General features: G+C 57.3%; 14 protein-coding genes. 3 read left to right on the plus strand and 11 right to left on the minus strand.

All coding sequences use genetic code 11. The annotated features are described in order from the left end of the window. Positions 1–735: a gluconate 2-dehydrogenase subunit 3 family protein gene (locus MWH02_RS17100; RefSeq protein WP_271461109.1), complete on the minus strand. Its 735-nt coding sequence runs from the start codon at positions 733–735 to the stop codon at positions 1–3. A 296-nt stretch (positions 736–1,031) separates the two neighbouring features. On the opposite strand from MWH02_RS17100, the gene sbmA reads away from it, so the two are divergent. Continuing rightward, positions 1,032–2,267 carry a peptide antibiotic transporter SbmA gene (gene sbmA / locus MWH02_RS17105; protein ID WP_101762366.1) on the plus strand — a complete coding sequence of 412 codons (1,236 nt, stop codon included), beginning with the start codon at positions 1,032–1,034 and terminating at the stop codon, positions 2,265–2,267. Positions 2,268–2,414: 147 nt separating this feature from the next. Here the strand turns inward: sbmA and MWH02_RS17110 are convergent, their stop codons facing one another. From MWH02_RS17110 to MWH02_RS17125, 4 genes are all read right to left on the minus strand, one after another. After that, positions 2,415–4,055: a dihydroxyacetone kinase subunit DhaK gene (locus MWH02_RS17110; RefSeq protein WP_271461110.1), complete on the minus strand. Its 1,641-nt coding sequence runs from the start codon at positions 4,053–4,055 to the stop codon at positions 2,415–2,417. A 122-nt stretch (positions 4,056–4,177) separates the two neighbouring features. Further along, entirely contained in the window at positions 4,178–5,230 is a 1,053-nt protein-coding gene (gene yncE / locus MWH02_RS17115; RefSeq protein WP_271461111.1) for a 7-bladed beta-propeller protein YncE, read from the minus strand. Positions 5,231–5,444: 214 nt separating this feature from the next. After that, positions 5,445–5,654, minus strand: a complete 210-nt coding sequence (locus MWH02_RS17120) for a YdgH/BhsA/McbA family protein (RefSeq protein WP_101763034.1) — start codon at positions 5,652–5,654, stop codon at positions 5,445–5,447. Positions 5,655–5,967: 313 nt separating this feature from the next. Continuing rightward, a complete protein-coding gene (locus MWH02_RS17125; RefSeq protein ID WP_271461112.1) occupies positions 5,968–7,155 on the minus strand; it encodes an MFS transporter in 1,188 nt (395 codons plus the stop codon). A 104-nt stretch (positions 7,156–7,259) separates the two neighbouring features. Between MWH02_RS17125 and MWH02_RS17130 the strand changes: the two genes are divergently transcribed. Further along, positions 7,260–8,210 carry an AraC family transcriptional regulator gene (locus MWH02_RS17130; RefSeq protein WP_101763127.1) on the plus strand — a complete coding sequence of 317 codons (951 nt, stop codon included), beginning with the start codon at positions 7,260–7,262 and terminating at the stop codon, positions 8,208–8,210. Here MWH02_RS17130 and MWH02_RS17135 read toward each other — a convergent pair. Together MWH02_RS17135 and MWH02_RS17140 are read right to left on the minus strand one after the other, a co-directional pair. Continuing rightward, positions 8,207–9,751 carry a methyl-accepting chemotaxis protein gene (locus MWH02_RS17135; RefSeq protein ID WP_217550042.1) on the minus strand — a complete coding sequence of 515 codons (1,545 nt, stop codon included), beginning with the start codon at positions 9,749–9,751 and terminating at the stop codon, positions 8,207–8,209. The genes MWH02_RS17130 and MWH02_RS17135 overlap by 4 nt on opposite strands. 502 nt (positions 9,752–10,253) lie before the next feature. Next, on the minus strand, positions 10,254–13,157 hold the full coding sequence (locus tag MWH02_RS17140; RefSeq protein WP_271461113.1) for an autotransporter family protein: 2,904 nt from the start codon (positions 13,155–13,157) through the stop codon (positions 10,254–10,256). On the opposite strand from MWH02_RS17140, the gene MWH02_RS17145 reads away from it, so the two are divergent. Beyond that, positions 13,147–13,392, plus strand: coding sequence for a hypothetical protein (locus MWH02_RS17145; RefSeq protein ID WP_271461114.1), 246 nt, complete (start codon positions 13,147–13,149; stop codon positions 13,390–13,392). The two genes, MWH02_RS17140 and MWH02_RS17145, sit on opposite strands and share 11 nt — an antisense overlap. Before the next feature lie 93 nt (positions 13,393–13,485). Here the strand turns inward: MWH02_RS17145 and MWH02_RS17150 are convergent, their stop codons facing one another. From MWH02_RS17150 to gltP, 4 genes are all read right to left on the minus strand, one after another. Continuing rightward, complete coding sequence (locus tag MWH02_RS17150) at positions 13,486–16,314, minus strand: beta strand repeat-containing protein (protein WP_271461115.1); 2,829 nt, start codon at positions 16,312–16,314, stop codon at positions 13,486–13,488. 490 nt (positions 16,315–16,804) lie between these two features. Continuing rightward, the gene (murP, locus tag MWH02_RS17155) at positions 16,805–18,235 is read right to left on the minus strand and encodes a PTS N-acetylmuramic acid transporter subunit IIBC (RefSeq protein ID WP_101763038.1); all 1,431 of its coding nucleotides are present in this window, start codon (positions 18,233–18,235) and stop codon (positions 16,805–16,807) included. Further along, positions 18,235–19,146, minus strand: coding sequence for an N-acetylmuramic acid 6-phosphate etherase (murQ, locus tag MWH02_RS17160; protein ID WP_271461116.1), 912 nt, complete (start codon positions 19,144–19,146; stop codon positions 18,235–18,237). The genes murP and murQ overlap by 1 nt, the downstream gene beginning before the upstream one ends. A 197-nt stretch (positions 19,147–19,343) precedes the next feature. After that, complete coding sequence (gene gltP, locus MWH02_RS17165) at positions 19,344–20,645, minus strand: glutamate/aspartate:proton symporter GltP (protein WP_007888562.1); 1,302 nt, start codon at positions 20,643–20,645, stop codon at positions 19,344–19,346. Positions 20,646–20,873 lie beyond the last annotated feature (228 nt).

Raw genomic sequence — 20,873 nt, forward strand, 5'->3', positions numbered from 1 at the left:
TTACGTCCTCTCCCCGCGAATATCCACTGACGGGAACGGATAACGTTCACCGCGTTCTACCCAATCCATAAAGTCAGCGCGCGCGCCTGGGAAGCCAATCAGCTTCCAGCCCACCATGCCCTGGTTGCCGCCGTGGATGGGATCGCTGAAATAACCCTCGCGGGTGTTTTGCAGCAGGAAGGAGAAGAAGGTTTTCGCCGGCAGCTGCGGGAACTCGGCGCTGCCGCTTTCAAACGCGGTCAGCAGCGCGTCTTGCTGTTCGCCCGTCAGCTCGGCAAACACTTTGCCATGCTGTTTTTTGCTCCAGCCATCGGCATCGGCGAGGCCGAGACGGTAGATCTGCTGCGGCACCAGCGGCAGCTGATAACCTAACTCTTTTGGCAGATCGGGATTGAACGGACCTTGCATGTACCAGTTGTTACCGGTGGCATACGGCGTGTTCATTTGACGATCGATAAATTCCGGCACGCCGGCTTCCAGTGCGCCAGGACCGCGTTCGTCGTTGGGGATCAGGCGCGCCACGGCCGCAGTGATAAAGGCAAACTCTTCGGCGGTGAACCAGGTGGGCTGGTAGCTACGCGCCTGTTGTGGTGATGCGTTTTGTTCTGCTGCCCCAGCGGCCATTGGTACCACCAGTGCGCCCATCGCCGTACTGCCCACCGCCATTGCCGGCGCCAGGGTGATGGTTCTCAGCAGAAAATCCCTGCGAGTGTGACCATTTTTTTGTTCTGACATGACATTGCCTCAGTACCACATATAATGCGGCATGAAAGTTAAGTAGTTGCGTTGTATTGTTTTTTTATTGATAGCTTAAGGGATACAGCAGCACTGTTACCGGTAACAGTGCAAATATTGTAACACCATTGCTGTGGATAATTTAGTTGTTAGAAACAAATTCGCACTAATTACTTAACAATTGCCGCTGTCGTTTTACATCGCAGCGGCGAAACTGACATCGTCAGATACAACCCACAACAGACAGATAGAGGTCTGAAGCGGTATAAAAGCGTACACACAACAGCGGAGTGCCTATGTTTAAGTCCTTTTTTCCGCGGCCAACGCTGTTTTTCAGCTCAGCTGCGATTTGGAGTTTGCTGGCGATTTTTGCCTGGTTTGGCTTTTTCAGTGATTTCCCGGCGCGCTGGCCTGCACTACAGGCGGCGATGCACGAACCTTTGCCAACCAATGCCAGCCGTTTTATTCACATCAGCCAACTGTGGTTTTATGCCTATTACTGGATCGTTGCTGGCCTCTTTGCGCTGGCGTGGCGCGTGATTGATAACCATCCGTGGCAGCGCTGGTCGGTTTGGGGTTCAATTCTGATCATCTTTGTCACCTGGTTTGGCGTGCAGGTCGGCGTGGGCGTTAACGCCTGGTACGGCCCGTTCTACGACATGATTCAACAGGCGCTGACCAAAGCCGGTTCCGTCGCCATCCACCAGTTCTATGTGCAAGTGCTGGCGTTTCTCGGTATCGCGCTGATTGCGGTGGTGATTGGCGTGATGAACTCGTTCTTCGTCAGCCATTGGGTATTCCGCTGGCGTACCGCGATGAACAATTACTACATGCACAACTGGCAGCGTCTGCGTCTGGTTGAGGGGGCGGCACAGCGTGTACAGGAAGACACCATGCGCTTCGCTGGCACGTTGCAGGATTGGGGCATCAACTTTATTCAGGCGATTATGACGCTGGTGGCGTTCCTGCCGGTGCTGGTCACGCTGTCGCACCATGTGAAAGAGGTGCCCATTCTTGGCAGCATTCCGTATGCATTGGTGATTGCCGCGCTGCTGTGGTCGCTGTTTGGTACCGCGCTGCTGGCGCTGGTGGGGATTAAACTGCCGGGGCTGGAGTTCCGCAATCAGCGGGTGGAAGCGGCCTACCGTAAAGAGCTGGTATATGGCGAAGACGATCCTGAACGCGCCTCACCGCCGACGGTGCAGGAGCTGTTTAGCCGCGTGCGTCAGAACTATTTCCGCCTCTATTTCCACTATTTGTACTTCAACATCACCCGCATTATGTATCTGCAGGTGGATAACGTGTTCGGGCTGTTTGTGCTGTTCCCGTCGATTGTGGCGGGTACCATTACGCTCGGTCTGCTGAACCAGATCACCAATGTGTTTGATCAGGTGCGCTCGTCGTTCCAGTATTTGATCACGTCGTGGTCAACGCTGATTACGCTGATGTCGATCTATAAACGTCTGCGCAGTTTCGAGCAGATTTTGCAGGATATTCCACACGAAGAGATGATGCGCGAAGCCGCGGAGTAAGGTGGTAGTGCGGTGCGGTCTGGTGCCCTCACCCCGGCCCTCTCCCACGGGGAGAGGGAGACACTGCCAAATGTCAAATATGTGCTCGGTCAGTCCCCTCTCCCGCTTGCGGGAGAGGGTTTGGGTGAGGGGCCAGGCGCACTCTGTTTAACCCGCCAACACCGCAAACACCTTCTCAATCGCATACGCGCCCGGATCTTTCACGCCATCCAGACTCTGCTGGTTCAGATACGCGGAACGCCCCGCTTTGGCGCTCTGCATCTGCGCAGTGGCGTCGGCGCCTTTCTGCGCCGCTTCTGCCGCCGCAGCCAGCGACTCGCCCGCCACTAACGCTTCCAGCGCTGGTTGCAGCGCATCCACCAACGTACGATGACCCGGCTGCGCGCCGCCGTAATGTTTCATGCGCTCCAGCCCGTGCATCAAGGCCTGCGGCAGCGCGCTGCCCTCTTCCAGCTGCTGGCCGGCGCTGGTGAACAGAATTGACATCAACACGCCGCTCGATCCTCCCATCACCGTCGCCAGCTGCTCGCCAATCAGCGCCAGCAAGGTTGGCAGCTCATCCAGCGGCAGCTGTTTTTCCTGCAGGCCGCGCTGAATTTTCTTCGCCCCGGCGGCAAAGGTTGAGCCGGTATCGCCATCGCCCACTTTGGCATCGAGCGCGTTCAGCTCGCTTTCCAGATCGATCAGCGTCTGCGTGACGCTGGCGACGATGCGCGCCACCTCCGCATTCTCAGAGGCATCAAAATCCAGCACGCTGCCGATTTTCTCTGCACGTTGCAGGCTGATCGGCGCAAAGTCATACACCGGCACCCAACCCAGCACCTGAACCGGCGCGTTTAACGCTTCAAGGAACGGCACCTCCAGCGCCAGCAGCGTCAGCGAAAAACCTTTCATATCCAGCGCGCTGACCAGCGTTGCCGGCCCCAGCAGATGCGTGATGCGTGCCGCCAGCGGCGACTGCAACACTTCACGCGTTAACAGCGCCAGCTCCAGCTGCGAGAAGCCACCGAGATTGTTGATCAGCAACAGCGCTTGCTTGCCGTCCGGCAGCGCCTGCGCCAGTTTATCGGTCATGATGCTGGTGATTTGGCGGCTGTCTTGCGTATCCAGCGTGATTACACCCGGCTCGCCGTGAATGCCCATGCCGAGCTCGCTGTGCCCGGGCTCGACGCGCTCATCGCGTTTTTCGCCCGGCACATGACAAGTGGCAAAAGCCAAACCGATGGACGATGTGGCATCAATCGCGCGCTGCGCCAGCGCTTTGACCTCATCCAGCGATTGTCCCTGCTCCGCCGCAAAGCCAGCAATTTTGTGCACCAGCACAGTCCCGGCGATGCCGCGTGGCTGCGGGTTTTCCGGCAGCGCGATATCATCCTGCACCATCACCAGCTCAACTTTGTAGCCGAGGTTTTTGGCTTTCTCTGCCGCCAGTCCGAAGTTAAGACGGTCGCCGGTATAGTTCTTCACAATCAGCAGGCAACCGGCATCGCCGGTGACGTTAACAATGGCGTTCAACACCGCATCGACGCTCGGCGAGGCGAAGATATCGCCGCACACCGCCGCCGTCAGCATGCCTTTGCCGACAAATCCGGCATGCGCCGGTTCATGGCCAGAACCGCCGCCCGAGATCAGCGCCACTTTGCTTTTATCCCAGTCCGAACGCACCACCACGCGAATCTCATCACCGAGATCGAGGCGACTGAGGTTGTGCCACGGCGTACTCAGCAAAACCCCTTCGATGGCTTCGTTAACCAGATCGTTTTTCTCATGCATAAAAAACTGGCTCATTGCATCCTCTCCATTGGTGTTGTCGTCCTACAAGGTAGCGTATGTGCGTAAAGAATAGGCGCAGCGAAGTGCGGAAATGCAAAGGGCGGCACAAGCCGCCCTTTAATTCAGACTATTACCGCTTATAAAGCGATACGCAGCACGCTATCTGGATTCTTTGGTGGTTCTTTGCGTGAACCCGGCTGCTTGATGCTGACAAACAGGGTTTTGCCATCGGCGGAAAGCGCCAGGCTGTTTGGCAGGCCCGGCGCTTTCACCGTGCGTTTTACTTTGTAACTGCTGGCGTCGATGATACTGATTTCGCCCGCTTTACGGTGCGTGACGTACAGCTCATCACGATCGGCATTAAACAATACCGCCAGCGATTCCGGCACATCGATCTTGTGGATCACCTGCTGAGTGCGGGTATCCAGCACCAGCACCTGCGGTTGTTTTGAGTCGCTGAGGAAGGCGCGATGGCCTTTGGTATCCAGCGAGATATTGAGGAAGAAGTGATCGTTGTCGCCATCGATTTTCTGACGCTTTTCAATCGCGTTCAGGCGCGTATTGATGGTCACCAGTTCGCCATCGGAGTTAGTGACGTACAGTTTTTGCGCCGCAGAATCGATCGCTAAACCGGTGCCCATTTTACCGGTGTTCGGCACGGTGCTGATCAGTTGCAGGGTTTTGCCATCCACCACCCACACCACGCTCTGCTCACCGAGGCCAGTGATGTAAACGCGATCGGTCGCCGGATCAACCGCCAACTGGCGCGGCTGCAGCGGACGCACGGTTTCACTGCGCTGACGACCATCCAGCACCAGCGTGTTGATCACCTTGCCGCTGGTGGCATCCACTGCAGTCAGTGCAGCATCGCGGGTGTTACCCAAATAGAGAATGTTGGTTTTCTGGTTGATCGCCGCGCCAAAGGTCGGCAGATCGGTGTTGATGGTTTGCTTTACCGCCAGATCCTGCGGATCGAGACGATAAACGGTGCCGCCTTTTTTGTCGGTGGTGCTCTGCGCGGTCGCCAGGAACAGCGCATTATCGCTGTTGCTGAACGCCAACTCGTAAGCGCCTTTTGAGATCGCCTGGTTGAACGGCTGAGACTCCGCCGCCATCACCGCAGAGGTTGAGAACAGCGCTGTTGCCAGCAGCAGTGGACGCAGCGCCCACGATTTTTTATTCGCCTTCATAACTTCTCCATAGCAAAAACACCGCCTGATGGCAGTGAAGTGAAAGCCCGACATTACAACCAATGTTAAAAAGACAGCCCGAGGCGAGCCGACGAAGGGTGCTACTTTTTGAGAATAGTAATCATTTCGAAGGGAAAGTGACAGGATTTTATCGGCTTACCAACGCCGCCAGGGCGCCCGAAGGCACCCTGTCAGCACAGAACGTTAATGCAACTTATTTGGTCAGTTCCGCAGTCATGTGCACGCCGTTGTTAAAGTTGGCTTCGGTCACTTTATACGAAGCACCAGCTTCATGCGCCTGAGCAGCGATTTGCGCTTCTGCTCCATCCAGCGTTGAAGCGGTTGCAGTGATGCTTTGCGCAAAGGTAGCGAATGGCAGAACGGTCAGAGCAACAACAGCAGCAAAAGTTTTGATGGTTTTCATGGTCAATTCCTTAATGTACGTTTGATTGAGTAAGGCGTCATCGCCTTGTTGAGAGATATAATAGGCGCAGAATTGATCAGTAAAAAGCGGAGAGATTTGCCGTTGTCATTCGAATATTTTGAACATAAAAAGCACGTTTGGATTAACCTTTGTGCAAAGGGTTAAAAATCTGACATTTAATTAAAAGGCAGGATATATGGCTGCGATAGGCACAGCGCACATCTCTGTAGCGGCGCGATTAATCGCGCACCTTTCTGCCTTATATAAGGTCAAAGACGCGCAATAAATTGCGCCGCTACGGATTGCAGACGCATCAGCCGTGATGACGAACACGGGTGAAGATGGTGATGGCCGCCAGCAGCATCAGCACGCCGCTGGCGAGGAACACGCCGCCAGCGCCTTGCAGATCAAACATCCAGCCGCCGGCTGCGGCACCGGCGGTGATCGCCAGCTGAATGGTGGCGACCAGCAAACCGCCGCCTGATTCCACATCGTCCGGCACCGCGCGGGATATCCACGTTGACCAGCCGGTTGGCATCGAACCAAACGCCAGGCCCCACAGCGCCACGCCCGCCGCGACCAGCCACGACACCTCGCCGAAGCTCACCAGCAGCAGCGCGGTCACGCTCATCACCAGCGCCATCGCGGTTAATGTCAGCGATACGCTGCGCGTCACCAGATATCCTGCCAGCGAAGTACCGAAGAAGTTCGCCACGCCAAACGCCAGCAGCACCAGCGACAGCTGATTGACGTTCAGCTGCGCGCTGCCTTCGAGGAACGGACGCAGATAAGTAAAGAAGGCGAAGTGGCCAGTAAACATCATGATCACCGCCAGCATGCCCCAGCGCATCACGCTTTTACGCAGCAGATCCAGCACGCCACCGCTGCGCGCTTTATTAATCGGCGGCATCGCGGGCAAGGTGAAGAACTGCCACAGCAGCGCCAGCACGCCTAATGCGGCGGTCAGAATGAAGATGTTACGCCAGCCAATAATGCCGCCCAGATAGCTGCCGAGCGGCGCAGCAATAATGGTCGCCAGCGAAATACCGCTAAACACGATGGACAGCGCGCGCGGCACCTGATCGCTCGGCACCAGACGCATGGTAATCGCGGTCGAGAGCGTCCAGAAGCCGCCAATCGCCACGCCCAGCAGCACGCGGGCCAGCAGAATCATTGGCAGATTCTCGGCAAAGGCCACCAGCAGCGCGGAGGCAATCAGCAGCAGCGTAAAGGCCAGCATCACCACGCGACGATCGAGCTGGCGCGTCACGTTGCCAATCACCAGGCTGGTGAGCAGCGCCACCAGCGCAGTGACGGTCACGGTTTGTCCCGCCTGCCCTTCGCTGATGCGTAGCGTGTCGGCGATCGGCGTCAGCAAGCTGACCGGCAGAAATTCTGCGGTAATCAGGCCGAACACGCCAAAGGCCATGGCAAACACCGCGCCCCACGCCGGTTTATCCACGTCTAACGGTGTTTCGACTATTTCAGTATCCAGGCTCATCTGTGATCCCCATCACAAAATATTTAGCGTTAAGCATAGTGACTGTTCATCAGACGATCTATGATGCAGAAACTTTGTTTTTTGATTATTCGTCTGGGATTGGTATGAGTCGCTATGAAGATCTGACCAGTGAATTGCTGATGGGCATGCGCCTGTACGGCGTCAAATACCAGCGTATCGCGCTGCACGCGCCTTTTGGCCTGCAATATGACGACGCGCCTGGTCGCGCGCAGCTGCATTTTGTTGGGCGCGGATCGTTACTGATTCGCTCGGCGTCAGGCGTGATCTATCCGCTGCAGGCCGGCGATGCGTTGCTGATCCCGCACGGCAAACCGCACGCGCTGATCTCCAGCGAAGAGGCCGTTTGCGAACCCATTTCGACGTTTAATAGCCGCCCGATTTGCGCCAGCGTCTGTGCCATCGACGACAGCACCGAACTTTGCCCGGATAACAGCGATGTGATTCTGTTCAGCGCCTGCATGGCGTTTGAACTGGGCGGCATGCAGCCGCTGGTGCACACCATGCCAGACGTGATGCTGGTGAGTACGCTGCTGGCGCAGTACCCGGAAATTCAGCCGATTCTCGATGCGATGGAGCGCGAAACGCGGCAGCGCAAAGCCGGTTTCGCCGGGATTTTGTCGCGGCTGGCGGATGTGGTGGCGGCGCAAATTGTGCGGGGCTGGGTGGAGAACGGCTGCGGCAAAGGCAGCGGCCTGGTGCAGGCGCTGCGCGATCCGCGTCTCAGCCTGGCGATGGCGGCGATGCATCGCGCACCCGGCGAAAACTGGACGGTGGAGCGGCTGGCGCGCGAATCCGGCAGTTCACGCTCGGTGTTTGCCGCGCGCTTCCAGACGGCAACCGGCATGACGCCGCTGCGCTATCTTACCGAGCTGCGCATGCGGCTGGCGGTGGAACGTATCGTGAACGAGGGCGAAGCGGTGGAAAGCGTTGCCTTCCACCTCGGTTACGGTTCGCTGGCGGCGTTTAGCCGCGCCTTCAAACGCATTGTTGGCACGCCACCCGGCGCACTGCGCGCCGAACGCGACATGCGTTAACGGAACACGCTGATCGCTTCCACCAGACGATTGGCCTGATGCTTCATGCGACCGGACGCTTCGGCGCTTTCCGCCACGCGCGCGGCGTTTCGATGGGTGATATCGTCGAGATCTTCCACCGCTGTGCTGACCTGCGTTAGGGCGATGGCCTGCTCGGCGGTCGCGCCGCTGATTTGCGCGATCAGCGCAGTGACATTCTGCACCTGATCGACAATCTCCTGCATGGTGTGCCCAGCCGCATCGGCGTGATCGCTGCCCGATTGCACGCGGCTGGCGCTGGTTTCCACCAGATGTTTGATTTCGCTGGCGGCTTTGGCGCTGCGTTGCGCGAGATTGCGCACTTCACCGGCCACCACCGCAAAGCCTTTGCCCTGCTCACCGGCGCGCGCGGCTTCCACTGCGGCGTTAAGCGCCAGAATATTGGTCTGAAAAGCGATACCGTCAATCACGCTGGTGATGTTGGCGATGCGCTTCGAGCTGTCGGCGATCTCCGCCATCATGCCCACCATCTCCTGCATCACTTCGCCGCCTTTGATCGCCGCATGACTGGTGTTTTCCGACAGCCCATTGACCTCTTTGGCGGTATCGGTGTTGCTCTTCACCGTGGCGGTCATTTCGTTCATGGTGGCGGCGGTTTGCTGCACGTTAGCCGCTGCTTGTTCGGTGCGACGGCTCAATTCGTCGTTGCTGCGCGCAATGGCATCGCTGGCGCTCAGCACGTTGATCGCCTGGCCGCTGACATCATCCACCAGCCAGCGGAACATCAGCCCAAGCTGGCCAATGGCGCGCAGCGTCACGCCAATCTCATCAACGCGATCGATCTGTTCCACTTTATGGCTGGCGCCGGTCGCCACGCTCAATGCCTGACGGCACATGCGCTCCATCGGACGTGAAATTTGCTGCTCCAGCCACAGACTCGCCAGCAGTAAAAGGCCCGCCATGCCGCCGGCAAAGCAGCCAACGGCAAGAGGTGCAAGGCCCAGCAGCCAGACGCCAATCACCGAGAGCGGCAGCAGCGTTAATAAGGTTGAGCGGATGCGCCAGCGCAGCGGCAGAGTTTTCAGGATCGAGCCCAGGCGACGCCAGCCGGTGCCGACCATCAAGCCTTTATGGAAGCGGCGTCCTTTGACGCGCCCTTCGCGGAAGTCGCGGTACAGCGCTTCGGTCTGGCGAACCTCCTCCACCGACGGCTTGGTGCGCACCGACATAAAACCCTGCACTTTGCCTTCACGCACCACCGGAATGGCGTTGGCGCGCACCCAATAGTGATCGCCATTTTTACGCCGGTTTTTCACCAGCGCCGTCCACGGTTCGCCCTGTTTGAGGGTCGCCCACATATCGGCAAAGGCTTCCGGCGGCATATCCGGGTGGCGCACCATGTTGTGTGGCTGGCCATTCACCTCTTCCGGACTGAAGCCACTGACTTCAATAAAGGCATCGTTGGCATAGGTGATGTAGCTGTTGAGATCGGTAGTCGACATCAATGTGGCGTCATCGTCAAAAGCGAATTCACGCTGAGTGACGGGCTGGTTGTTACGCATGTGTGTGTCCTTGCAATACGCAGGCGAAAAGAAGCAATCGATAATACTTTTTTATCTTTTCGGCATCGTACGGCTTGAGCTTTAGCACCAGTTTCAAATTCAGGGCAATAAAAAAGCCGCTTTGCAGCGGCTTTCACACTTTTTCACTTAGCTCATCGATTAACCGGGTTTTACAATAAACCAAATCAATCTTTAATTAAAAACCCAGTCAGCAGACCTGCAGCGCAAAGGGCGCAGGGAGATGGGATTTCCCAAAGCCATTTGTGTTGCAGGAAGGCGGCAAGCTCGCTCATCCCCGGGAGCAGAGTGAACTCTGTGACCGGGGTTAGTGAGCGCAGCCAACGCACCTGCAGCGCAAAGGGCGCAGGGAGATGGGATTTCCCAAAGCCATTTGTGTCGCAGGAAGGCGGCAAGCTCGCTCATCCCCGGGAGCAGAGTGAACTCTGTGACCGGGGTGAGCGAGCGCAGCCAACGCACCTGCGGCGCAAAGGGCGCAGGGAAATCAGAATTGCCAGCGGACCCCCACGTTATACCGCCACCCTTTAGCACCATTGCCAGCGATCTCTTTGCGATAATCCGCTTCCGCATACAATGAAACATCCTTCTGCAAGGTTGCGGTGCCGCCGGCGCCCACTTCCCACATCTGTCCAAACTTGCCGCTGCTGAAGGTGGCGCCAAATGCCGGATTATCCACCGATGACACCGAGGTATCTGCGCTGCCGCCCCAACCTTTGTAGTAGTTCGCGCGCAGATAAGGGGTGTATTGACGATTGCTGTCGTCGGTCCAGGTACGATCGAGGCGCGCGCCGAGACGACCAATAGTTTGGTTATAGTCGCCGTAACGCACGTTATTGCCGTCTTTATCGGTGAAATCATTCATATTCAGCTTCATGTACATCAGCTGCGCCTGCGGCTCAAGCTTATAGCCATCGCCCAACGCAAACGGATAGCCGCTCTCCAGCGATGCCGTCCAGCCGTGGCCTTTCAGCTTCGCAACTTCTTGCGTGCGGGCGATATCGGTTTCGCCGCGATGCCAGTCAAATGACAACACACCGTCCAGATAGAAGCCGCTCTGACGCTGCCAGGTGCCGTAAAACGCCAGGCTGTCGCTGTCGAAAGTGGTGCTGCTGTAACCGTCGGCCGCATGCGGACGAATGCGCGTATTACCGCGCGTATAGGCTAAACCGCCGCGCAGGCTATCCTGCTCGCCATCGAGTCGCAGCAGATTGCCGCCCACCTGCACCGCACTGTAATCGAGGTCAAAGTCGTAACCGAAGTCGCGGAAACTCTTATCGCTCTTGTACTTCAGGTTCGAGCCGATATAGCGCAGGAACATCTCGCCGCCGTTGCCTTGCGGACGTGTCTGCTCGTGGCGCAGTTCACCAAGACGTTTATGCAGATCGTCGATAATCGCCGAGGTGTAATAGGCCAGGCCAACCGGTGCCGACACATAAGATGGCACCTGCGGCACCACCGCCGGACGCGAATCGTAGCTTTGCGGCGTGCCAAAGGCATCGGTGACGAAGGTCGGCTGACAGTTAGCGCTATCCTCACACACGTAGTAGTTCGCCAGACGGTAATCCCAATAGTTATTGCCGCTGCCGCTGACTAAACGCTGGCTGGGATCGCTGCTGCCCGGTGCAAAGGTGTAGAGCCGATATTGCCACGGCCCGGCACCGAGATAGCCATCCTTCAACGCGAAGCTGTTGGCGCTGGCATTACCGCCGACCTGCGCCAGCGAGATCCCTTCGTTGCCCTCTACCCCTCCATTTTGATTGAGATCGGTGAGTGCGCCGATGCTGGCATCCGCCAGTTTCACATTCACCAGCGTGGTACCGCTGGCATTGCCGGTGACGTTAATGTGGTCAGTGAACTGATTGCTTAGCGCACCACCCTGGTTGAGATTAGTGACCAGATTGAGCTGGCCGCCGCTCGACGCCAGCGAGCCAGCAATATCCAGCGTGTTGCCCGGTGAACCCGCGCCGTTGGTGAGATCCAGCGTACCGGCGTTGTTCACCAGCAGCGAATCGGCGGTGCCGCCGGATAGCGTCGGATGCACGTTATCGCCGGCATACAGCGTGGAATCCGCATCGACATTGATGGTGCTGTGCGCCAGCTGCAGGTTATCGGTTAGTGTCCATTGGGTATTGGCGAAGTTGATGGTGCTCCAGCCGCTGCCAAGATTAACGCCTTTGCTGAGATCGTCGGCGCTGAAGCTGCCGCCGCGCGCGCCAATCTGATTGAAGGTCAAGGTGTTGCCGGTGCCATTACCACTGGTGAGATGGTAGGTGGTGCCGAGATCGACATTGCTCACTTCAGCGGTGTTGTTGTTGTCGTTGCCCATGGTCAGGCTGCCGTTGAGCGTTCCGCCCGTCCAGCGGAACCGATCCGATCCGCCGCCCGGATTGATATCGCCCTGCACCGCGCCTTCGGTCAGCAGAATTTCGTCATCGGCGTTGCTGCCTGCTACCGCCACGGTTTGTGGATTGGCGGTGATGATGTTGCCGAGGTTCTCGAAGATGGTTTTACCGCCGCGCAGATCCACCACCGGCGCCGTCAGGCTGTTGGAGGTGAAGTTGCCGGTATTGACGATGGTGCCCGCCGTGCTGGAGACCAGCGCCGATCCGCCCGCCGCATTGTCGATATTGACGTTGGCAGCGGTGGTGACATTGCCGGTGGTATTGGCGCGGATACCGGTGCCGCCTGCGCCGGTAACATTAAATTGATAGCCCGACCCCAACGTCAGATCGCCGCGGGTGGTGGAACCATCGGCATTGGCGATATTCAGGCCGCTGCCGCTGCCGGAGACGTTGGTGGTCACCGTCGAAGCCGGATCAAATGGCACGGCGGTGCGAATCCCGTTGCCGTCGCCGACGTTAATGGTGAGATTGCTCAGACCAACGTTGCTCAGTTCGGCGCGGTTTTCGATGCCGTTGCCACTGCCCAGCACGTTCACCGTGGCGTCGCTGGCGCTGAGAGCGGACGCACCGCTATCCAGCAAAATGCCATGCGCATTGCCGCGCGTGGTAATCACCGTGTTGCTGCCGGTAAGCGCCAGCTGCGCGCCGTCGCTGATGCGCACGCCCGCGACACCGTTATCGACATTGATGGTGCCGCCTTTCGCCAGCGTGCTGCCGCTGCCGGAGACATCCAACCCGGTGCCGTTGGCTACGTTGACCACGCCGTTGTTGGTCAGCGTGCTGCCGGCGCGCGAACGAATCCCAATATTGTTGCTGCCGGTGAGGTTCACATTGCCGTTGTTGACCAGCTCTGCGCCGTTGGTGACATCAAAACCCATCGCGCCATTGCCCGCGCCGCTCACATTGCCGTTGCTGGTAACGCGGGTGGCCGCTGACGTGCCATCCAGCGCGTTGCTCAAATCGGTACGCAGATTATTGATCAGCACGCCGACCGCGTTGCTGCCGCTGAGATTGATGCTGCTGCCGCTATCGAGCGTGGCGTTCGCACCGCCCTCAGCACGGATCGCCGTGCTGCCCTGGCCGCTGGCGGTGAAGTTGGCGTTGCTGCTATTCAGGCTGCTGCCGCTGCCGGAGATAATCGCGCCGGTGCTGTTGCTGGCGCTGGCGGTGAGGGTGGTCGGCGTGGTGAAACTCAGCGCCGCGCCGTCATCAATGCGATAGCCGGTTGAGCCGCTGCTGTTGATATTTAACGCATTGGTGGCGGAGCTAATGCGCGATCCGCTGCCCGCCGCGTGATAGGCAATTTGGTCACTGTTATTGAATACCGGCGGCGATATTCACCAGCGCGCCGTTGAGCGCTTCCGCCCCAATCGCGCCGGTGCCGTTGAGATTCAGCGTGCCACCGTTCAGGTTGGCTACCGCGCGATTGCCGCTGGCGCTGACGCCTCGGCTGCGGTTGGTGGTGCTGCCGCCATTAACATTGATGGTGCCGGTGTTATTGGCGGTGGTGGCAAAGGTGCTGCTGCCGCTGTTCACCGCGATGCCGGTACCGCCATCGTTGATGTTGATATTGCCGCTGTTGGTGCCGGTCGCACCGCTCTCGACGCGAATGCCGGTGGCGTTGGCGCCGCTGAAGGTGATATCGCCGCTGTTGGTCAACTGCGCGCGATTGCGGGCCAGATAACCAGTCAACCCACTCTGTGACGCATTCAATGACGCCGCAGAGTTCAGGCGGGTGCTGGTCACCGGCGAGCCGCTGTTTCTGCCAAAGATATCGTGTTTTTGTCCGTCAACGATCGCGCCAATTGCGTTGCTACCGGTGAGATTCATGGTGGTTGCGGCATCAATAACACCCGTTGCGCCCCCTTCCACCGTAATGCCATTGGCACCGCTGCCGCTGACGTTGATCACTGCCGCATCGCTGCTCACCTCGGTGCCTGCGCCGCTGCCGAGCACGGCGGTAGAACCGGCACCCGACGCGGTGAGCGACAAGGCGTTACCGTTGAAGTCTGCGCCCTGCTCAACACGAAACAGCGTGGAGTTCTGCGTGGTGACATCAAACGGATTGTTACCCAGCACGTTAATCAGCGCATTGGGGCCGTAGGCAAAGAAGGCGATCTGATTGGTACCGTTAGAAAAGGTCGGCACGGCAGCCGGATCCACGGTCACCGTGGAATTGCCGCGCGCATGTACGCCGATCGCGCCATTGCCGCTGAGATTGATCGGGCCATCGACGGTGGCCTGCGCCGTGCCGGTTGCACCTTGCCCTTCCACCCACACGCCATAGTTGCGCGTGCCGCTGGCAGGATCGGCGCCGCCTGCCACGTTGATGGTGCCAGTTGAGGTGGCGCTGGCGGTGTTGCCATTGGTCGCCAGCACTTTCAGGCCGGTGCCGTTCACGCCATTCAGGTTAATGGTACCCGCGTTATTGATGTTGCCGGCACTGTTGGTCACCAGCATGCCGACGTTTTCACGCGGAATGGTGGCAGCCGCACCGTTCACATTGATGGCGCCGGTGTTGATCATGGTGGCGTTATTCGCACCGGTCGCTGACATCCCCGCCGCGTTCTGCGTTCTCGTGCCGAGGGTAATGTTGCCGTTGTTAACCGCGTTGCCGTTGGCGACCAGAGCGATACCGCTGGTCAACCCGCTTTGGTTCATCGCGGTATCCGCCGTCGCCTCACCAAGGCTGTTTTGCGGTCCGCGACCAATGTAGATATTGCCGCTGGCGTTATTGGTGAAGCTGGAAGTGGCGTCGGTCAGTAACACGCCAGACGCGGTGCCGCGCGCGCTCGAACCGTTGACGCCGACGTTGATATTGCCGCTGTTATTGGCGGTGGATGACACGCCAAGATTGATGCCCGCCACGCCATACTGTGAATTGCTGCCGGTGGTGGCGAGGTTGAGGATGCCGTTGTTGTTAAAGGTGCTACCGGTTTGCACGGCTACGCCGTTGGCACCGTAGCCGGTCGAGCCAATGCCGGTACCATCCTGACGATTGAGGAAGCCGCCGTTAATTACCCCATTATTGGTTCCACTGCTGTTATCGGTTAACACCAGCGCCGTGCCGTTATTGGTGATGCTGCCGCGACTCGCCAGTTTGCCATCAATCACCGCTTGCGCGCCGTTGGAGGCTTTGATCGCACCGCCCGTCGCGCCCACCACTTCCAGCGTTTTACCCGCCGCCAGATTGACCCTCGCGTCCGCGCCATTGGCATTGATCACAATGCGATTGCCGATCGCCTGCGTCACCTCGTCTGGCGGCGTGGCGCTAACGTTGTAGACGATGTTGGCATTGGTGAGGGTGACGGCTTTGTTGAATTCAGGCAGATAACGGGTTTTATCAAGATTGCCCGCCTGCAGCTGACCGATCAGCCAGTTGTTGTAGCTTTGCAGCTGGCTGGCGTTGGTGACGGTAAAGCTGGTGCTTTTGCCATCCAGCGTCTGCACGCTGAATGCGCCGTTATAGGTGGCGAGGTTTTGCACCTGATAGCTGCTGGTGGCCGATCCCGCGCCGTCCGGCGTAGCGGTGGCACCGAAAAAGCTGATGCGGTTATTGCTGTTCCAGTTCACCGTGCCGGTGCCGCTCACATCAAATAGCTGTGTCTGTTTAGCAGCCATGGTCCAGCTGTTGGTGCTGGCGCTGCTGAGCGCATTCGCCTGCCCGATATTCACATCCAGCGTACCGCCGGTAACATCCGCAACGCGCGCATCGATGTACTGCGCATCATTGACGTTCTGCACATCCGGCACGCTGGTGGCGCTGGTGACGGGCGCTAAGGCGACAAGACTGGCGGAGTTATATACCTGGAATGTGCTGTTGGTGCCGGTCGCGGGATCGGGCGTGGTGATCGCAAAGTTTTGCGGGCCGGGATCCAGGCGATCCTGATTGAGATACTGCGATCCCGAGGTGATCGCCACTTGCCCGAGCGTGGTGGTGACCGCGCCATCCGTTCCTGCCGTGAATGCCTGATTGCCGGTCAAAGTTTCATTGCCGCTGCTAACGGTAATTTTACCGGTTTGGTTGTCATTATTTTCTGGTGTGTAAGTCCCCAACGTAACAGCCTGACTTTGCATTGCTGGATAGATCAGCAATTGCGCCGCCAACATCCCTAATGCGATAGGATTTAATGTAAACCTCATACTTCCTCCAGTGGGCGTGCAGCGTCCGCGCTGTTATTGCAACAGCGTTAAATTCTTCGCGTGGGGATAAAGCGGCAGATAATGACCAATCCCGTGTAGCAATCTAATTTGAGAACAACTGTGTGAAGAAATACGGTGCAGTGAAAAAAGGGATGGAATTGTTGTTATAGATTAATTGGCTTTAGGTATAGACTTTTTCGCTGGTGAGTGCAAAAGACAATTATGAGTAACCTATTGTCATCTCGGGGAATTAATTGCGATGCAGGTTGGATATTCTAAATAATTTGAGGCCATTTTAAATATTAGGTCTGGCTTTCTATCTCCTTAATAAAACCTTTATTTTTTGCTAACGCTTTACTTACAAACGGTACTTAAGCAGTGAATGTGGCTGTGACGGGTTAAGCGACTTGAGAGAGTTTAAAAGCGTGATCGTGATCACGGTTAGACCAGGTCACGCTTTATGCCGACCTGGTCGATATCCGTACTTCACTTAACTTAAATCCACATTGCGGGTGCCGCCCCACCAGGTAAAGGCGAACCCGCCAATCCACGCCACGATCAGCCCGGCGAGATACACCGCCATGCCGGCAAAAATGCCCTGCGATGAGGTCATTAGCGGCAATGTGACTAAACCTGAAGGGCCAAACACGGTGTTCATTCCCACTGGCAATCCCAGCCATGCCACCAGCCCGATAAAGAAGCCGCCCAGCGCACCGCCAAAACAGGCGGTGATAAAGGGTTTCAGACGCGGCAGCGTGACGCCATAAATCAGCGGTTCGCCGACACCGAGCAAGCCCGGCACAATGGCGCCTTTGATCTGTTTACGCAGCAGTGAGTCTTTATCCGCTTTGCACCATAACGCCAGTGACGCGCCGACCTGCCCGGCGCCAGCCATCGCCAGAATTGGGAAGAGCGAGTTAAAGCCCTGGGTTTCCATTAGCGCGAAATAGACCGGAATAAAGCCTTGATGAATGCCAAACATCACCGCGATCAAAAACAGTCCGGCCAGAATAGCGCAACCAAACGGATTGTTATTTAGATGAATGAACAACCACGACATGCCTTTAAATAATTCGCCGCCGATTGGCATAATCACCAGGAAAGTCACCGCGCCGGTAATTAATAACGTCAGCAACGATGTCAGGATCATATCGAGATTATCGGGAATGATTTTTCGCAGCTGTTTCTCAATCCAGGCACCAAATATTGCCGCCAGCAGCACGCCAATAATATTGCCGCGCGGATCGATCACCATGCCGAAGAAATCCTGCATCCCGCTGTAATAACCGACCTTCGCGTCAGGGATATAACCGAGCACAAACAGCGAGGCGATAATGGCCCCGTTGACGCCGGTACCGCCAAAGGCTTTCTGCGCGTTATAGCCAATCAAAATACTCAGGAAGGTGAACAACCCTTTGCCAAACACCTTCATGTACGCCACGGTATCCAGCAGCCAGCGTGCATGATCGCCAGGCTGATTAAGGTGGAAGATCTGCTCAATCAGCGTGGCGAAACCCAGCAGCAAGCCGGCACCGATAAAACCGGGGATCAGCGGCGTAAAGATGGTGGCGAAGCAGGAGAGAAAACGGTGCAATGCGCTGGTCTGCTTCGCCTTCATCTGCTGCTTTTGCGCGCTGGCGATGGCCTGCAGATCGCCCGGCGCCTGTTGATTAAGCAGTGCCTGCATTTTCTCTGCTGCAGTTTGCGCTTTACCGGGACCGAGCACGATCTGCAGCTGCGCATCGCTGTCGATCACGCCCAGCACGCCCGGCAGCGTTTTGAGTGTGGCGCTATCCACTCGCGCGGCATCGTTGAGTGTCAGACGCAGGCGCGTCATGCAGTTGCCGCACTGCACCACATTATTGGCGCCGCCCACCGCCAGCAAAATGTCGCGCACCAGATCTTCGGTAATGGCCGCCATTATTGCGCTCCTGCGTCACGCAAAGCGTTGCGAATGAAGCCCTGATTCTGACTCAGCAGCGATTTTGCTTCATCGGCCGTTAATCCCGCCAGCACCATGACAATCGCGGTTTTACAGTGCCCATTACTCGCCGCCAACGCCTGCTGTGCGGTAGCATCGTCACAGTCGGAGGCTTGTTTGACGATGTTCACCTGGCGCTGCACCAGCTTCTGGTTGGTGGCTTCCACATCGACCATCAGATTGCCGTACACCTTGCCGCTGCGAATCATCGCGCCGGTGGTGAGCATATTTAGCACCAGCTTCTGCGCCGTGCCGGCTTTCATGCGCGAAGAACCGGTGACCACTTCCGGGCCGACCACCGGGGTCAACGCCACATCCGCGGCCTGCGACATTGGACTGTTGGGATTACAGGTTAACGCTGCGGTAAATGCGCCTTGCTGACGCGCGTACGCCTGCGCGCCCAGCACATAGGGCGTGCGGCCGCTGGCGGCAATCCCGACCAGCACATCGTTAGCGTTGAAATTGATATCACGCAGATCCTGCGCGCCCTGCTCCACGTTGTCTTCGGCGTTTTCCACCGCCTGCAAAATCGCGGTGTGGCCGCCGGCAATTAGCCCAACCACCTGGCTGCGCGGCGTGCCGAAGGTCGGCGGACATTCGCTGGCATCCAGAATCCCCAGACGACCCGACGTGCCTGCGCCGCAATAGATCAGGCGACCGCCTTTGCTGAAGGCGTGGGTGATGGCATCCACCACCTGCGCAATCTGCGGCACGATGGCCTCCACCGCCAGCGCCACTTTTTTGTCTTCATCATTGATCACCCGCAGCATCGCTTCGGTGGTCAGCTCATCAATGTTGTGGCTGGCGGGATTACGACCTTCGGTGATCATCTGGCTCAGATCGATCTGCATGAGACACTCCTGTGTAAGAATAATTTATTCGTAAAACTATATATCACACAGAATTGTTAATTCCTCTGCTGCGCGGGATTTTTTTGCTTTTTGCCGCAGCGGACATAAAAAAACCCGCCGAAGCGGGTTTCTGTGCGTAGCGGTCGCCATGAATGGCGAGGTTTTCGTAGGGTGCGCATTCATGCGCACCTGGAAGATTAGCTGGCGCTTTGCGTGCGCAGCTGTTGCTCGTAGGCGGCGGCTTGTTTGGTGTCGAACTGGTCTTCCCAGCGCGCAATCACCAGCACCGCCAGCGCGTTACCGATCACGTTCAGCGCGGTACGCGCCATGTCCATGATGCGATCGACACCAGCGATAAATGCCAGGCCTTCCAGCGGAATGCCCACGCTGCCCAGCGTTGCCAGCAGCACCACGAAGGAGACGCCCGGCACGCCAGCGATGCCTTTCGAGGTCACCATCAGCGTCAGCACCAGAATGATCTCGTCGGTCAGCGACAGATCGATGCCATACAGCTGGGCGATAAAGATCGCCGCGATGCTCTGATACAGCGTTGAACCGTCGAGGTTGAACGAGTAACCGGTCGGCACCACGAAGCTGGTGATGGCTTTCGGCGCACCGTAGGCTTCCATCTTCTGCATAATGCGCGGCAGCACGGTTTCTGAGCTGGAGGTAGAATAGGCAAGAATCAGCTCATCTTTCAGAATGCGCATTAGCGTGGTAATGCGCAGCTTACAGAAGCGCGCCACCGTGCCGAGCACCACGAAAGCAAAGAACAGAATCGCCACGTACACCAGCAGCACCAGCTTGGCGAGCGGATAGAGCGACGCAAAACCGAAGTTCGCAATGGTGACCGCAATCAGCGCAAACACGCCGACTGGCGCATAACGCATGATCATGTGCGTCACTTTAAACATGGTTTCGGAAATCGAACGGAATACCGTGACCAGCGGATCGCGATGTTCCGATGGCAGCGCCGACAGGCCCATACCAAACAGCACCGAGAAGAAGATAATCGGCAGCATGTCGCCCTTCACCAGCGAGGCGAAGATGTTCTGTGGGATCAGCGACAAAATGGTGGTGACCAGACCGTGCGGTGCACCCTGAACCGCTTCGGTGGTGGCTTCGTATTTAGAGATGTCCACCGTTGCCAGCGTTGACATATCAATGCCGCTGCCGGGTTGGAATACGTTGGCCAGCGTGATGCCGACCACAATGGCAAGGGTGGTGATCACTTCAAAATAGATAATGGTTTTAACACCAATACGTCCGAGCTTTTTCGCATCACCCACGCCAGCAATGCCGACAATCAGTGAGGAGATAACAATCGGTACCACAATCATCTTGATAAGATGAATAAAGATGTCACCCGCGGGCGTCAGAATGTTAGTGATTAACCATTCACGATCGTCGGGCTGATTATGCAGCACGGTTCCCACAATCACGCCCAGAATCAGCGCGACTAAAATCTGCCATGCAAGGGTGAACTTAAAACCTTTCATAACGCGTTATTTCCTCAGTTAAAAACCCCTTTGCTCTGCTGCGAAGGTGCAGGAGAAATGTCACACAGGGAAGTGAGCAAAAGCCCGATAAAATAGAGGGTTATTTATGACTACGTCGGTTACAGCTGTGCAGGCATTTTGCGCCTGCGGGGTGATGCAGTCTGAGTTGATACCTGCTGAACAGGGCCGAGATAAGTACCATTTTCACTACGGTAAATGCAACCCCCG

This window comes from Pantoea leporis (assembly GCF_028048155.1).
GTDB classification, from domain to species: Bacteria; Pseudomonadota; Gammaproteobacteria; order Enterobacterales; family Enterobacteriaceae; genus Pantoea; species Pantoea leporis.